This window comes from Sneathiella limimaris, assembly GCF_012932565.1.
GTDB lineage: Bacteria > Pseudomonadota > Alphaproteobacteria > Sneathiellales > Sneathiellaceae > Sneathiella > Sneathiella limimaris.
In genome coordinates this window covers 2709689-2725191 of sequence record NZ_JABBYJ010000001.1, presented here as the reverse complement: position 1 = coordinate 2725191, position 15503 = coordinate 2709689, and the positions used below count along the sequence as shown (strand labels likewise).

Annotated in this window: 16 protein-coding genes; 9 read left to right on the top strand and 7 right to left on the bottom strand. The window is 49.8% G+C overall.

Annotated features, from left to right (window positions below; translation table 11 throughout):
• Window positions 1–25 precede the first annotated feature (25 nt).
• Together HH301_RS13245 and HH301_RS13240 are read left to right on the top strand one after the other, a co-directional pair.
• Window positions 26–361, top strand: a complete 336-nt coding sequence (locus tag HH301_RS13245) for a YdbL family probable chaperone protein (protein WP_169569366.1) — start codon at window positions 26–28, stop codon at window positions 359–361.
• 106 nt (window positions 362–467) lie between these two features.
• Entirely contained in the window at window positions 468–854 is a 387-nt protein-coding gene (locus HH301_RS13240; RefSeq protein WP_169569365.1) for a DUF427 domain-containing protein, read from the top strand.
• Between the two features lie 25 nt (window positions 855–879).
• On the opposite strand, the gene HH301_RS13235 is transcribed toward HH301_RS13240, so the two are convergent.
• From HH301_RS13235 to HH301_RS13210, 6 genes are all read right to left on the bottom strand, one after another.
• Window positions 880–1737, bottom strand: a complete 858-nt coding sequence (locus tag HH301_RS13235) for an N-formylglutamate amidohydrolase (RefSeq protein ID WP_206378304.1) — start codon at window positions 1735–1737, stop codon at window positions 880–882.
• A 4-nt stretch (window positions 1738–1741) separates the two neighbouring features.
• On the bottom strand, window positions 1742–2752 hold the full coding sequence (locus HH301_RS13230; protein WP_169569364.1) for an ABC transporter ATP-binding protein: 1011 nt from the start codon (window positions 2750–2752) through the stop codon (window positions 1742–1744).
• Complete coding sequence (locus tag HH301_RS13225) at window positions 2745–3731, bottom strand: ABC transporter ATP-binding protein (RefSeq protein ID WP_169569363.1); 987 nt, start codon at window positions 3729–3731, stop codon at window positions 2745–2747. The genes HH301_RS13230 and HH301_RS13225 overlap by 8 nt, the downstream gene beginning before the upstream one ends.
• Window positions 3728–4630 (bottom strand): ABC transporter permease, encoded by a 903-nt coding sequence (locus HH301_RS13220; protein WP_169569362.1) that lies wholly within the window; start codon window positions 4628–4630, stop codon window positions 3728–3730. Before HH301_RS13220 ends, HH301_RS13225 begins: the two co-directional genes overlap by 4 nt.
• Window positions 4630–5604, bottom strand: coding sequence for an ABC transporter permease subunit (locus HH301_RS13215; RefSeq protein WP_169569361.1), 975 nt, complete (start codon window positions 5602–5604; stop codon window positions 4630–4632). The genes HH301_RS13220 and HH301_RS13215 overlap by 1 nt, the downstream gene beginning before the upstream one ends.
• A 65-nt stretch (window positions 5605–5669) precedes the next feature.
• Complete coding sequence (locus HH301_RS13210; protein ID WP_169569360.1) at window positions 5670–7334, bottom strand: ABC transporter substrate-binding protein; 1665 nt, start codon at window positions 7332–7334, stop codon at window positions 5670–5672.
• Between the two features lie 182 nt (window positions 7335–7516).
• Between HH301_RS13210 and HH301_RS13205 the strand changes: the two genes are divergently transcribed.
• The 6 genes from HH301_RS13205 (at window position 7517) to HH301_RS13180 (ending at window position 12596) form a co-directional block, all read left to right on the top strand.
• Window positions 7517–8449, top strand: a complete 933-nt coding sequence (locus HH301_RS13205; RefSeq protein ID WP_169569359.1) for a LysR substrate-binding domain-containing protein — start codon at window positions 7517–7519, stop codon at window positions 8447–8449.
• 19 nt (window positions 8450–8468) lie between these two features.
• Entirely contained in the window at window positions 8469–9437 is a 969-nt protein-coding gene (locus HH301_RS13200) for a M14 family metallopeptidase (protein ID WP_206378303.1), read from the top strand.
• A gap of 111 nt (window positions 9438–9548) precedes the next feature.
• Window positions 9549–10610 (top strand): S-methyl-5-thioribose-1-phosphate isomerase, encoded by a 1062-nt coding sequence (gene mtnA / locus HH301_RS13195; protein ID WP_169569583.1) that lies wholly within the window; start codon window positions 9549–9551, stop codon window positions 10608–10610.
• A 4-nt stretch (window positions 10611–10614) separates the two neighbouring features.
• Window positions 10615–11271 carry a class II aldolase/adducin family protein gene (locus tag HH301_RS13190; protein ID WP_169569358.1) on the top strand — a complete coding sequence of 219 codons (657 nt, stop codon included), beginning with the start codon at window positions 10615–10617 and terminating at the stop codon, window positions 11269–11271.
• A 104-nt stretch (window positions 11272–11375) separates the two neighbouring features.
• Window positions 11376–12287 (top strand): DMT family transporter, encoded by a 912-nt coding sequence (locus HH301_RS13185; RefSeq protein WP_169569357.1) that lies wholly within the window; start codon window positions 11376–11378, stop codon window positions 12285–12287.
• 69 nt (window positions 12288–12356) lie between these two features.
• Window positions 12357–12596 carry a hypothetical protein gene (locus HH301_RS13180; protein WP_169569356.1) on the top strand — a complete coding sequence of 80 codons (240 nt, stop codon included), beginning with the start codon at window positions 12357–12359 and terminating at the stop codon, window positions 12594–12596.
• Between the two features lie 17 nt (window positions 12597–12613).
• Here HH301_RS13180 and HH301_RS13175 read toward each other — a convergent pair whose 3' ends face one another.
• Window positions 12614–14527 carry a flavin-containing monooxygenase gene (locus tag HH301_RS13175; RefSeq protein ID WP_169569355.1) on the bottom strand — a complete coding sequence of 638 codons (1914 nt, stop codon included), beginning with the start codon at window positions 14525–14527 and terminating at the stop codon, window positions 12614–12616.
• 174 nt (window positions 14528–14701) lie between these two features.
• Here HH301_RS13175 and HH301_RS13170 point away from each other — a divergent pair, with 174 nt between their 5' ends.
• Window positions 14702–15469 (top strand): SDR family oxidoreductase, encoded by a 768-nt coding sequence (locus HH301_RS13170; protein ID WP_206378301.1) that lies wholly within the window; start codon window positions 14702–14704, stop codon window positions 15467–15469.
• Window positions 15470–15503 lie beyond the last annotated feature (34 nt).

Here is a 15503-nt window from a genome sequence, read left to right as displayed (position 1 = left end):
GACCGATTTATTTTTGAGGAATGCTATGAAACGTAGATATTTTTTGACTGGTATCGGTGCTCTCGTTATTTCGATTGGACTTCTGGGTGGGACGCCTGCCAAGGCAAGTGAGTTGGATGACCTGCGGGCTTCAGGAGCTGTGGGTGAAGCCTTTGATGGGTATACCCGTGCCCGTGCTGACAATGTCAAGGATTTCGTGAAATCCGTAAATGCCAAGCGCCGGGATATTTACCAAAAGAGAGCTAAGAAAGAAGGCGTTAGCGCAGAACAAGTTGGGCGGGTTTATGCCGCACAAATTATAAAAGATGCACCCAAAGGGACCTATATCCTTGCTGAAGATGGGACTTGGTCTCGAAAATAGGTAAGTCTTTAATTTATTTGTGTATTTGAAGGGTCTTGGTCTGATCCAAGACTTGATCCGAGAGGCTGATGACTTATGTGTAAGAGGTCAGTTCAAGGATAATAAAATGAATCGAAATAAATCTGCACCGGGGTTTCAAAAACGCCCCCAACATGAAATATCGATATCGCGTTCTGATCATCGCTGGAATTTATTTTTTGGTGTCCAGCTGGTCGCATCTTCTGAAAATGTAATTGCGCTTTCAGAAGGTGGATATCCGGCCCGTTATTATTTCCCGCGCACAGATGTTAATTTCAAATATCTGAAGTCCAATCAAAATAGGACCTATTGTCCGTTTAAAGGAACAGCTCGATATTGGGATATTATCGTCGAGGATGAAAGCCTCTCTGATGCGGTTTGGGCCTATGATGATCCTTTTATGGAATGTATTGATATCAAGGAACATCTTAGCTTTTTTATTGAAAAAGAACCCCTGAAGATAGCGAGCATCTAAGCTCCATCTTCAGGGGAAGTCGCCCTTAAAGGCTAACGGAGAAGTCTGCGAGCGCTTTTGTCAGCGTCTCAAAATCCTTCCGGACCTTTTCAAAATTATCAGATTTCTCAAAAGTTCTTTCATCCATATAAAGATCGCGGCGGATCTCAATCTGCAGGGAGTGACGGCCGGCAGATGGATTGCTATACGCCCGGACCAATTCCACCCCCGCATAAGGCTCGTTCACATTGACTTGATAGCCAAGTTCTTCAAAAGTGGTTTTGACAAGCTCGACGAGGCGAGGATCGCAAGTCGTTCCCCGTCGGTCTCCCAAGCAGATCTCAGGCCGGACTACGCCAGGTCCTTCTTTCGAACTTTCATTGCTCATCTTCGGCATGGAATGGCAATTGATATGAACGACCTTGCCAAATTTTGCATGAACTTCGTCTAGAGTTTCCTTCAGGCAATCATGGTAGGGCTGCCAGTAGGAAGAGATCCGGTTTTTGACTTCATCGACGCTGAGCAGGCGGTCATAGATGTTGTTGTTTTCCTGATTGATCCGCCAGATCAGACCGATCCCAGCCGCAGCTTTCTCGCTTTCTGAAACATCGCCGTCCCAGTCGCCATCAATGATACTTGTGTCAATTTCATTGAGGCCACGGTTGACATCGATGAAGCTTCTGGGAAATTCAGCACCTATCAAAACAGCTCCGAGGGATGGGGCAGCACCATAGAGTTCATGGACATATGTATCTTCAGCCCGCCGGAGCACATTGAGGTCTGAGACATAGTTGAAATCGTCTGGATAACTGGTGCCGCTATGGGGGCTGTCAAGCACGAGTGGCACAGGGGTAACGCTTGGCGCCTTGCGGAACAGGACGCCGGGGTTGATGATGTCTTCCATTTCTTTAACCTTCGTTCAAATGACAGGCGGACTGATGTCCAGGAGAAATCTCCTTGAGTTTGGGGATTTCCTCTCTGCACCTGTCCGTAGCGAACGGGCATCGGGGATGGAAGTGGCATCCCTTTGGCGGATCAAGTGGTGAGGGAATTTCCCCTTTGATGGGGGTAAAGGTTGAATGCCGGGCATCCAGGCGTGGGATTTCCCGAAGGAGTGCCTGGGTATAAGGATGGTTGGGATTGGCAAAAAGCTCTTCGGTTTTGGCCATCTCAACAATCCGTCCCAAATACATGATTACGATCCGGTCGGAAATATGTTCTACAACCCCCAAATCATGGGAGATAAACAAATAAGTCAGATCAAGTTCAGATCGCAAATCAATGAAAAGATTGAGGATTTGAGCCTGGATTGAAACGTCGAGGGCAGCCACAGCTTCATCGCAGACAATAAAATCTGGGTGTACGGCAAGGGCACGCGCAATCCCGATCCGTTGGCGTTGACCACCGGAAAACTGATGTGGATAGCGGCGTTTGTAATCTGGATCCAAGCCGCAGCGGGTCATAACATCTGTCAGGTAATTATCCAGATCTCCCTTTGTGACAAGCTTATGATAAAGCGGAGCCTCACCAAGGATATCCTGAACCCGAAGCCGTGGGTTTAGGGACGCAAAAGGGTCCTGGAAAATCATCTGGATTTTGAGAGCCGTTTCGCGGGCTTTGTCCCCCGATTGCTGGCCAATATTTTCACCGCGATAGAAGATTTCGCCCTTTGTTTGCGGAAGAATGCCAGCAACCATGCGGCCAAGTGTGGATTTTCCGCAGCCTGACTCGCCGACCAAGCTGACGACTTCGCCTTTATTGACAGTGAAAGAGACATCATCCACAGCATGAACGACCTCTTCGCGAATGTTTTGCCCTAGCTTCTGGGCAATTTTACCCGCCATATCGAGGGGTTTAACAAACTTCTTTGAAAGATTCCGGATTTCCAAAACCGGTTTGTTCTGGGTTTGCTCAGACATGGGCCACAGACTCCTTTACACGGTGGCACCGGACAAGCCGTCCATCTTCTGTTCGGGAAATGCTAGGCTCCTGCTCACAAGCAGGTTCCGCATAGGAACATCTTTTCCGGAAAGAGCAGCCTTTAGGTAGATTAAGCAAAGAGGGGGTCATACCGGGTATTTGAGTAAGCGGCTTGCCGCGTTTGTTTCGACTGGGAACAGATCCGATCAGTCCTTCTGTATAAGGATGCTTTGGATCATCCAGAACATTGTCAATCCCGCCTGACTCAACAACTCTACCCGCGTACATAACGCAGATGTTGTCTGCAAGGCCTGCCACAACCGTCAGGTCATGGGTGATCCATACCAATGACGTTCCGGTTTCCCGACAGAGCTTTTGCGTTTCGAACAGGATCTGCGCCTGAATGGTTACATCAAGGGCTGTGGTTGGCTCATCCGCAATGATCAGATCCGGTTTGTTTAAAAGCGCGATAGCGAAGGCTACACGCTGACGCATACCACCGGAAAACTGATGCGGATAAGACCGCAAGCGCTCTTCCGGGGAGGGGATGCCAACCTGACCAAGGGCATCTCGGGCACGGGCCAGGGCATCCTTCTTGCTGATCTTCTCATGGGCCTGAATGGCTTCCACCATTTGGGTGTCCACCCGAAGAACCGGGTTCAAGGTCATCATCGGATCCTGAAAGACCATGGAAATGCGGGAGCCGCGAAGTTGGCGATACTGTTCTTCTGAGTATTTGGTGAGGTCTTCGCCTTTGAACAGGATCTTGCCACCAGTCACTTTGCCTGGTTGATCAACAAGGCCCAGAATGGAAAATCCGGTTACCGATTTTCCGGATCCAGACTCGCCTACAAGACCCATTACTTCACCGCGTCCGACGGAAAAGCTCACATCGTTTACGGCATCGACAACACCTGCTTTGGTAAAAAACTGGGTCCGCAGGTTTTCGACTTTAAGGGTAGGTTGTGTATCTGTCATTTCTGCAATCTCGGGTTCAGAACATCGCGAAGCTGGTCGCCAACGAGGTTGATGCTGACAATGGTGATGAGTAGGGCAATACCAGGATAGAAGCTGACCCAATAGTCACCACTCAACATATAGTCAAAACCGTTTTTGATCAGCAGCCCAAGGGATGGCTCCGTAATCGGAACGCCGATACCAAGGAAGGACAGTGTTGCTTCCAGTGAAATCGCATGTGCGACCTGCACCGTTCCCACCACAATGAGAGGCGGCGTACAGTTCGGCATCAGATGCTTGAAAACGATCCTTTTATGATCAATCGCAAGACAGGTGGCGGCCTCGATATATTCCTTGCGGGTTTCCACAAGGGCTGTACTTCGAATGGTCCGGGCGTAATAGGCCCATTGAACGGCTACAAGGGCGATGATGATCTTATCAACCCCTTGACCCATGGCGGATACCAGGATGAGCGCAATGAGGATTGCTGGAAAGCTGAGCTGCAAATCCGCGACCCGCATGATCAGTGTATCAACTTTCCCGCCAAAATAAGCCGCGATCAATCCAAGAGCGCCGCCAATCACAAGGGCGATCAGGGTTGAAAGGGCACCAACAGCAAGACTTGTCCTCAGGCCATAAAAGATACCGGATAAAAGATCGCGTCCCTGATCATCGGTCCCCAGCCAATAGGTCATGGATCCGGTGCTTCCAGGGGAGAGCCGGCCATCCAAAAAGTCAATCTGGGTCAGATCATAGGGGTTTTGTGGGGTGATCCAGGGCGCAAAGACAGCCGCTAGGACCAAAAAGGCAAACACAATCAGCCCAACAACCGCGAGTTTTTTCTCTGCAAAATCAGAGACAAACCGACGAAACGGCGTGATGGCTTTTGGTTTGACCATAGTTTCAGTGGTTGAGGTCATCAGTTAGATCCTCCCAACCGGACCCTTGGGTCCAGAACGGAATACAAGATATCAACAACAAAGTTGATGAGGATAAACATGGTCACAGTCAGCAGCAGATAGGCGACCACGACCGGCCGATCTAGATTAGCGATACTATCGATCAGCAGCTTGCCGATACCGGGCCAGGCGAAAACAGTTTCTGTGACAACGGCAAAGGCGATCACGTTGCCAAGCTCAAGTCCAAGTACTGTAATAACTGGGATCAAAATGTTCTTAAGAACATGCACGCAGATAATTCGGGCGTTTGAGATCCCTTTTGCCCGGGCAAATTTAATATAGTCCTGCAGCAAAACCTCCTTGGTGCCGGATCGGGCCAAGCGGATCACCAATGACATTTTAAATAAAGCCAGGTTAAAGGCAGGAAGGAAGAGATGGCTTAGTCCATCCCAAGTTAGAAGGCTAACTGGAATTCCAAAAACATCAACTGTATCGCCTCGGCCAGAGGCGGGAAGCCAGCCAAGGCTAACCGAAAAGAACATAATCAAAATCAGGCCAACCCAGAAGGTCGGTAGACTGAAGCCCAAGATCGAACCTGTCATGATGGTTTTGCCTATAAAGCTGTCATCTTTCAGACCCGCAATCATGCCAAGGGGGACGCCGATAATAATCGCAAGACCAACGGCAAGGATCGCAAGCTCCAGCGTTGCTGGCAGGCGGGCAAAAATGATTTCAAGGGCAGGGACGTTATGGACAAATGAATTGCCAAGATCGCCTTGCAGGGCATTAGACATAAAGGCTCCGTACTGGACCCATAAGGGTTTATCCAGTCCCAGGCGCTTTATGGTTGCTTCCTGTTCTGCAATGTCGGCTTCCGGGTTGATCAGAATGTCTACCGGATTGCCAATAGCGTAAACACCGGCAAAGACGATGATCGACATGACAAAAAGCACGACGACACTCTGCGACAGGCGTCGAATGGTAAAAGCGAGCACCAAACTCTCCTAGCTTCAGAAAACCGGGCTAGAGTTTCCTCTAGCCCGATCCGTTACTCAGTTACTTATTTTGTGGCATGCACGCCGGTGGCCAGTGTGTACTGGTCCGCGCGGGCTGCGTAAGTCAGGCCTTTACGATGGGCCCAGCTTGTCACTTCGAAATGCAGCGGCAGGATGGAATAGTCTTCCATGGCCATGCGGCTTGCTTCCTGCAGGATGGCTTCCCGTTGGGCATCGTCCACAGTCTTCAACGCTGTCAGGATTTTTTCATCCAGGGCAGGGTTGCTGTAACGGCCACGGTTTGTGCCGCCAAGACCGGTTTCCTTGCTACGGGTCCCGACAAGGGCGCGAAGTGGGTTAGACATTTCACCTGTGCCAGCACCCCAACCGGCGAGGTAGACTGAAAACTCGTACTTGTTACGGGTTTTAAAGAACACACTCTTAGTCATTGCATTCACAGATGTTTTAATACCAACGCGTGTGAACATCTGAGCAATCACCTGGGCAACTTTCGCATCATTGATGTAGCGATCGTTTGGTGTGCCAAGAACCAGTTCAAACCCGTTTGGATAACCAGCTTCGGCCAAGAGTTTCTTGGCGCCTTCTGGATCATAGGCTTCTGGTTCCATCCCTGGGTTGGTGCCGAAGAAGCCTTGTGGCAGCAATTCACCAGCAGCTACAGCAACACCGCCCATGATTTTCTGGACAATGGCGTCGCGGTTGATGGCTTTGGAAAGTGCCTGACGAACCCGTACATCAAGAAGTGGGTTCTTTTCACATTCTTTCTCAGCACAAGGACCTTCGCCTTCGTATTTCGCGTCAGCTTTACCTGTCCCTGTGATACCGTTAGTGGTTGGACCATACTGGTCCATGTGCAGGTAAATCACCCGGTTAGAGAGACCTTGAGCCACATCAAACTTTGGATCTTCTTCCAGTTTTTTCAGATCTTGAGTTGGTGGTGCAGCGATGAAGTCAACGTCACCAGCAAGCAGGGCCGCCATACGGGCAGCTGCATTGGTAATCGGCTTCATGGTGACAACATCCCATTCAGCAGCATCACCCCAATAGCCGTCATTTTTCTCCATCACCAGACGGTCGCCTTTGACAAATTCCTTGAATTTGTATGGACCGGTGCCGATGGCGGCTTTCCCGCTGTTAAAATCAACTGTGCTTGGGAAATTGTCCAGGCCGCAGTTTTCTTTGTCATATTTGATGTCGCCAGTCACACCTGCTGCTGTTGAGCTCAAAATGCCCCAGTTTGCAAAGTAAGTTGGGATCAGTGGCGATGGCCCATCTGTTTCGACAATCAGCGTGTAGGGATCTGGTGTTTTGAAGTCGGCAATCGCTTTGGTGAAGCTTTCAAAGCTGGAAGGGCTGTTTGGAACATTTGGAACCCGGCAGGCCGAGAAAATCACGTCCTTGGCGGTGAAATCAGAACCATCATGGAACTTGACGCCTTTGCGCAATTTAAATTCCCAGGTTGTTTCACTGGTAGGTTTCCAGGATTCGGCCAGCAAAGGATAAAGCTTTTGCTTTTCGTCCTGTCCTGTAAGGCTTTCGAACATATGCCGGCGAAGGGCGTTATTCGGTCCAAGGTTATGGTAGTGGGGATCGATGGAGCTGGGCTCAGAATCCATACCCATCGTCAAATTGGCAGCTTGCGCTGCGACCGGCAGAGTAAATGCGATCGCGAGAGCGGATGCAGCTAGGCCAAAGTTTCTCAGTTTCATTTATTGACTCCCTGTCTATAGAGAAAACTTTGCTTCTCCCGGTGGAAGAAGGCTTCACGCTAGTCAGTCAATCTTTTGCAAAATTGATCTGACGAGACTGTAGACATCTTATGCGTATATGTATAGTGTTTTTTAAAAGCTATTCACTTGGCGCATACATTCAGGGCGGGAAAACGAAAATAATGACGGATATGTCCAACGGTCTGAACTTCCGGCAGCTTGAAATTTTTAACTCAGTTGTTGAAGAAGGTTCGACAACCAAATCAGCAATACGGCTGGGGATGTCCCAGCCGGCGGTTAGCCGTAACGTCACCCAGTTAGAAAAAGATCTCGGTCTGGATCTTTTTAATCGGGAAGGGGGTCGCCTTGTCCCGACCGAGGCTGCCTTGCGACTTCATGCCGCAACCAAGAAGGCCTTTGATGGTATTGAAGACGTCGTTAATTCCGCCCGCAACAAGGAAAGCCTGACAACTGGACAAATCCAGATCGCTGCGGTTCCAAGCCTCAGCCTGAGTTTGCTTCCTCACGCCATAAAACGTTTCCTCGATGACTACCCGGATGTGAAAGTGACCGTTGAAACTCGCACCAGTCGAAGTGCAATGGAGATGGTCGCAGATCACAGGGTGGATGCAGCTCTTGTTTCCATGCCGATAACTCATCCCGGTCTAAAGACAGAGTCTCTTGGAACTCCTAGAGCTGTTTGTGTTGTGCCGGATGGTCATCCTCTTGGCAAAAAGGAAGTGATTACAATAGAGGATATCAAGGATGAAAACCTTATCCCGATGTCCCGTGCGCACCATTCCCGCCACCGGCTTGAGGAGCTTTTCTCTGCTGCAGGCTATATCCCCAAAGTACGCCTTGAGACTTCTACAATCGAGATGGCCTGTGTTCTGGTAGAGGAGGGGCTGGGCATCACGATTGTGAACGAGATAACAGCGGAGCGTCATCGCCGCCTTGGGGTTCAGATCCGACCCTTCAAGTATGACATGAAATATGATTACGCGTTTGCCTATCCGGCAAGCCAACCCATTTCCGAACTGACCCGGATTTTCGCCACTCACTTGAAGAACCATGTGGCGTATCTGATGGAACAGTCGGCATCCTCCTCCGTTTAAGTGTATTGGATTTAGGAAAATGATAGAAACAGAAACCCCCGAGTTTAACATCGAATTACAGGCGCCGGATATCAGCGCTTATAAAGAGGGGAACACCGGAGTTGATTATGTAACCACTCTGGACTCCGGTGTCGACGGACCGCATGTGATGATCAGCGCAGTTGTTCATGGCAATGAGCTCTGCGGCGCGATCGCTGTTGACCATCTGTTCAAGCAGAATGTCAAACCCTTGAAAGGCAAACTCACGCTCGCTTTCATGAATGTTGCGGCCTTTCACAGCTTCAATCCAGAGGACCCCACAAAGTCCCGTTTCGTCGATGAGGATTTCAACCGGGTTTGGACACCAGAAATTCTGGATGGTCCTCGCGATAGTGTAGAGTTAAAACGCGCACGGGAAGTACGCCCGATCGTTGAGACAGTGGATTATCTGTTTGATATTCATTCCATGCTCATTTCACCTGATCCATTGATGATGGCTGGACCGGTTGCCAAGGGGCGCGATTATGCGAAAAAAATTGGGCTGCCTAAATATGTGATTACAGATTCTGGCCATGCCAATGGAACGCGCATGAGGGACTATGTGGATTTCATCAACCCCGCGTCCGATAAAAATGCGTTGCTTATTGAATGCGGGACCCATTGGGCCAAGGAAACAGCAGATCTTGCCATTAAATCTGTGTACCGCCTTCTTGATGTCTTTGACATGATCCCCAAAGATTTGGTGGAGAAATTTGGCCCGACTGCTGATGACTTGCCAGAACAGGTTTTTGTCGAGGTCAGCGGCCCCTACACCGTAGAAACCGACGCGTTCGAATATGCGGAAGACTATGAGGGGATGGAAGTTATTCACTCCAAAGGAACTGTCATCGGGTATGACGGCGATAAGCCGGTCACAACCCCTTATGACAAAGCCGTCCTTGTCATGCCGTCTCTGAATATCAAGAAAGGGCATAGTGCAGTTCGTTGGGGCCGCATCATCGAGGATTAATCCTTGGAAAAATTATACTGTCCTCTGTGTTCTCGCTGAGGAATGGGATAAGCTGAAAGCCGGGCTGATTAGTCCGGCTTTTCATTTACGGGAGCATAAAACGTGACGAACATGGAGCTTTTGCCAAGGGATCTGCCTCGAGCCATCCGATGGGAGGAGGGGAAACTCTACCTGCTGGATCAAACCCGCCTGCCTCATGATGCGATCATGGAACACCAGGAAACGGTTGAGCAAGTCTGGGCCTCTATCAAGGCTTTAAAAGTTCGCGGTGCACCCGCTATTGGGATTGCAGCAGCCTATGGACTGTGTGTCGCGCTTCAATCTCACCAGCATTTGCAGAGCGCTGAGTATCTGGAAAAAGCACAGCAGTTTGCTGAGTATCTGGATAGTTCCCGGCCAACAGCGGTCAATCTTGGCTGGGCCATGCGCCGGATGATGGTGAGAGCTCTTTCCTTGAAGGGCGGGCCTGCAGATGAAATTCATCAAGCCCTCGTTACGGAAGCAGAAAAGATCCACCAAGAGGATATCCAACTCTGTCTTGGCATGGGACGAAACGGAGTGGATCTGATAAAGCCGGGCATGGGTGTCTTGACCCATTGCAACGCTGGCTCACTCGCCACGTCGGAACTTGGAACGGCAACCGCGCCCATGTATATGGCTCATCAGAACGGCGTTTCCTTTCGGGTTTATGCTGATGAAACGCGGCCCCTTCTGCAAGGGGCGAGACTGACATCGTGGGAGCTGAAGACCGCAGGTCTCGATGTTACGCTGATCACGGACAATATGGCTGCTCACCTGATGAAAGAAGGCCTGATAGATATGGTCATAACAGGTACTGACCGGGTGGCGGCCAATGGTGATGTTGCCAATAAAATTGGAACACTTGGCGTTGCAATTCTGGCCAAATATTTCAGTATTCCTTTTTACGTGGCTTGCCCATCATCTACCATTGATTTGAACTGCCCAACTGGGGATGACATTCCGATAGAGGAACGCGATGGAGACGAGGTCACCACTCTTGCCGGCGTTCGAACTGCCCCGGATGGCGTCAAAACCCGAAATCCGGCCTTTGACGTGACACCTCACGAATTAGTGGCTGGGCTGATTACGGAAAAGGCATTGATTACAGGTGATTATGAGACGGAGCTCAAGCGTTTGTTCGGGGGAAATTAATCCAATGTCCTTAAAAGAAGAGCTGCTTCAAACGGCAAAAGAAATGACCGCCGCTGGTCTGAATGAAGGATCTGCAGGGAATGTCAGTGTCCGTTACAAGGATGGATATCTGATCACGCCAACAGGCATGCTTTATGACGATTGCACGCCCGATGACATGGTTTTTATGTCCCTGAAAACTGAGGCCATCAAGGGGTTTCGAAAACCCTCCAGCGAGTGGCGTTTTCATAAAGATCTATATGAACTCCGGCCTGAATTTGGCGCGATTGTTCATGTGCACTCCCCATTTGCCACCAGTTTGGCCTGCCTTGGAAAGGATATTCCGCCTTTTCACTATATGATCGCGGTGGCTGGCGGAAAAGATATCCGCTGTACTCCATATTTTACTTTCGGAACGCAGGAGCTCAGTGATGCCGTTCGGATCGCAATGACTGATCGAAAGGCTTGCTTGCTTGGAAATCACGGGATGCTCGCAGCCGGAGAGACCTTGCCAAAGGCCTTTGCAATGGCGGTAGAGGTTGAAAACTTATGTGAAATCTACTGGCGGACGTTACAGGTTGGTGGGGCAAATATCCTCAGCGATACTGAAATGGACGAAGTGTTGGAGAAGTTTAAAACTTACGGTCAGTTTGCCAATCAAGCTAGCAATCAGTCCCATTGATCGATCACATAGTATTCTCATAAGCTTCGACCTTCATCGAAGCTTTCTTGTACTTGTTCGTGGTACCTGTAGTCCCCTAACGATAAAAATGAAAAGTTCAGGTTATGACGAAAACAACATCTCCACTCTGGATTGAGCTTTGCTGCCTTGCGTTATTGGCTTTGCTCTGGGGATCTTCCTACTTGTTCCTGAAGGTAGCTGTAACCGAGTTACCTCCGGTGACACTGATCGCCTTTCGGGTGACGGGGGCAGCTGTCTTTCTGCTGGTGGTCATTGGCGTTCGCCGCGAACGGCTTCCGCGGGATGGGAAGACATGGCAGATGCTCCTCATTCAAGCTTTTCTCAACAGCTTTGGCGCCTGGGTTTTATTGGCCTGGGGGCAGCAATATGTGGATAGCGCACTGACCAGTGTCCTGAACTCAACATCACCTATTTTTGTCTTTCTGTTCACCTTTTTCATCACCCGACATGAAAGCACCAATCTCCTCAAATTAAGTGGTGCCTTTCTAGGGCTGGCTGGGGTTGTAATGATTGTGGGGTTGGATGCATTGCAGGGATTGGGACAACAGGTGGCGGGACAACTTGCTGCCGTTGGGAGTGCCGCCCTCTATGGATGTGCTGCGATTTACGGGAAACGGTTTGGACACCTGTCGGCCAGCGTAACCGCAACCGGCACTATGATCTGGTCCGCAGTTGTCTTGATCCCGGCCTGCCTGATTATCGATCAGCCCTGGACCCTGACGCCTTCCTTAAAGGCGCTTGGTGCGGCGACAGCACTTTCCATTTTATGCACTGGCTGCGCATTGCTTCTCTATTTTCGTTTGGTGAAAACCCTAGGATCACTCGGGGCCGCCAGTCAGGCCTATTTACGTGCCGGATTTGGGGTCATGTTAGGGGTTGTTTTCTTGGGGGAGACAATCACACCCGTCATGGGAATTGGCATCCTCGCAGCGGTTATTGGTGTGGCAGCCATAAACTTTCCGACCCGAAAAAAGAAACCTGTTCCTTTACCCTGAAATGTCGGTCGCCAGTTGGGAATGGATTTGTTACCCTTTGACGGCGCAAAACAATAAAGGCGATTTGAAATGGGGCAAAAGCTGTCACCGGCAACGCAAAAATGGGTTCCATGGATCAAATTTATAATCCCGTTAGGCTTTTCCCTGTTGGGGCTTTTGATCTGGATGAACTGGCGCGGAGTGGAAGGCGTTGTGGGCTTTATCGCCTGTTTCCTCATCGGCAGCGTGATCGGTAATTACTATTTCAAAAGATGGGCAACCCTGGATCATATCAAGGATGATCTGCGTCACAGGGTTGACACTGAATAGCTGATCCCGGTCCGGTATCAGGCGAATTTATAATCCTCAAAATCTGTATCGCGGGTCATGGACCAGTAATCCACCAATCGCCAGGGGGAGACTGACACAACGCGTCCTTTTGAGTTGCGGTACCAGTTATTGACCCCAGGATGGGTCCAGACCATGGCGTCATGCTCGGCATCCACCTTTGCGTTATAGCGATCATGGGCAGTGTCTTTGACCTCAATTTCTTGCCAATCCTCTTCGATCATGTGGATCAGGCAGCGGGTGATGTAGCGGGCCTGACATTCGATATGGAATATCAGACTGCCCCCATGTGCCAGATTGGTGTTGGGGCCATAAAACATAAAGAAGTTTGGAAAATCCGGGGCGGTCATGCCCAAATAGGCGCGGGGATCTTCACCCCAGATATCATGGATGGATCTGCCACTTCGCCCGCGAATGTCGAGGGAGCCGAGCAAGTTCACTGCATCAAAGCCTGTCCCAAAAATCAGAACATCCGCTTCATGAAATTTGCCATTGCTGTCTGTTATTCCGGTTTTGGAAATTTCCTGAACGCCAGCAGTTTCCAGATGGACATTGTCTTGCTGCAGCATGTCGCACCAGTGATTGTCAATCAGCATCCTCTTGGCAAAGGGTGGATATTCCGGCACCACTTTTTTCAGCAAATCCTCCCGACCGTTTAGGGCATCCCGTAAATTCTGGATGTAAATCTCCCTGTGACGAGCATTTTCTGAGTTCAGAGAATGTGCCTGATCAGGCCAGTTAGGATCTTTATGCAAGCTATCCCAAATCCCATCTCCGTAACTCCAGAAGAGCCGGAAGCGGTACCAGCTTTGATAATAGGGCAGGTGCTTGAGGAGCCATTTCTTGCCGTCGCTGACAGTCCGGTGATAGTCAGGCAACATTCTGATCCAATGGGGTGTCCTTTGCAGGATTGTCAGATCTTTAACCTCTTTGGCGATCTCAGGACATAGCTGCATGGAAGAGGCACCGGTCCCCACGACCACAACTTTCTTGTTTTTCAAGGACACATCATGTCGCCACCTGGCTGAATGAAATGCTGGCCCTTCAAAGCTGTCCAGTCCTTTGAAGTCCGGGATCTGGGGTTGGTTGAGTTGGCCAACCGCGCTGATAAAGAAGCGGGGATTGAGTTGTTCTTGGGCACCATCCTTATCCGTCAGGTCAATAACCCATCCTTTTGAGGCCTCATCATACCGGGCCTGATCGATTTTGCAGCCAAAGCGGATATGCTCCAGAAGCCCATATTTATCAGCAACCTTTTGGATATAGGCGTATATCTCATCGCGCTTGGAATAATAGCCCGACCAGTCTGAATTGGGCTCAAAAGAGAAAGAATAGAAATGGTTGGGCGTATCCACGCCGCAGGCTGGATAGCTGTTTTCAAACCAGGTCCCGCCAAGGCTTTCATTCTTTTCAATAATGGTAAAGGGGATACCGGCTTTCTTCAGATGGATCGCTGCCCCAATGCCAGAAAGACCCGCACCTGCGATTACCATGTGATTGTCTTCCAGCTTTGCTGGTGCTTGACTGGTCGACCACGTTACGGATTTTTCAAGGGCATTCTCAAATCCCATATCCTCTATAAACATAGGGACATATTCAGGGCCAACCGGCTCACCCACGTATAGGGATAACATCTTTTGCAGGGTTTCCTTATCCGGAAGACCTGCGGCTTTGCGTTTGCCATCGCGGAGTTCTGTAATTAACTGAAAGGCTTGGTTGCGAATTTCGTCCTGAAACTCAAGCGGCATATTGCGAACGCCATCCAGACTTTTCGAAGGCCTGTAGGGTCCATCCAATAATGAATGATCGCCACTGATTTGGCAGATCGTCATTATCAGGGTTGGAATGTTTGCGTCGTTCAGGGCCTCTTTAAGGGCGCCGTCGGTGATTTCCTGCATTGGGCTTTGTGTCATCAGTGACCTTCTTGCTTCTTTAGGGCGGAGATATTTCTCTCTTTTAATTCAATCCAGTTTAAGTGCTTTGTTCAAAAAATGAAATCCACATTTTATTGATATATCCCGTGACGCTGGGTAAGCTGCCCATCACGGCTGTATAAAACATCTGATAAAAATAAAAAGGAGGGGGAGATGATGGGAGAGTTTTCGGGAAAGGTCATAGTTGTCACGGGCGCAGCATCCGGCATCGGAAAGGCCACCGTTCGGCAATTCTTGGCGGAAGGGGCCTTTGTTGTCGGAACGGATATCAATGTGGAAGCGGGCAGCAAGTTGTCTGACGAGATTAATAACCCAGCCAAATTCCATTTCTTGCAGCATGACGTAGCAAATGAAGATGCCTGGGTACAGGTCTTGAAGGACGTGAAAAGCATTTATGGGCCACTGGATGTTCTGGTCAACAGTGCAGGTATCTCTTTTTCCGACCCATTAGAGGATATGACACTGGAGCGGTGGCGTACCCAGCAGGCAGTTAATATGGACGGCACGTTCCTTGGGGTAAAGCATGCCATCCATGAGATGAAAGGCCGGGGCGGAGCTATCGTCAATATCGCCTCTATTGCGTCTGATGTGGGGATCTTTGCAGCCGTTGGATATTGTGCCACCAAAGGCGCAGTGAAAAGCTTTACAAAGGCAGCGGCACTCTATTGTGCACAGTATAATTACAATATCCGTGTCAACGCCATTCAGCCTGGCTATATCGAAACCCCAATGGTTCGCGACGTGCTGGATGTTCACAGCCACAAGGATGTCTTGGAGAAGAAAATCAGGGACCTGCATCCACTTGGTCATTTTGGGGAGCCTGATGATATTGCCGCAGGTATTCTCTTTGCAGCCTCTGACAAGGCGAAATTCATGACAGGCGCTTCAATTCCCATTGACGGCGGGTACCTCGCACAATAAAGGTTGAAAGAAAACAACCTCGCCGGAGATTTTC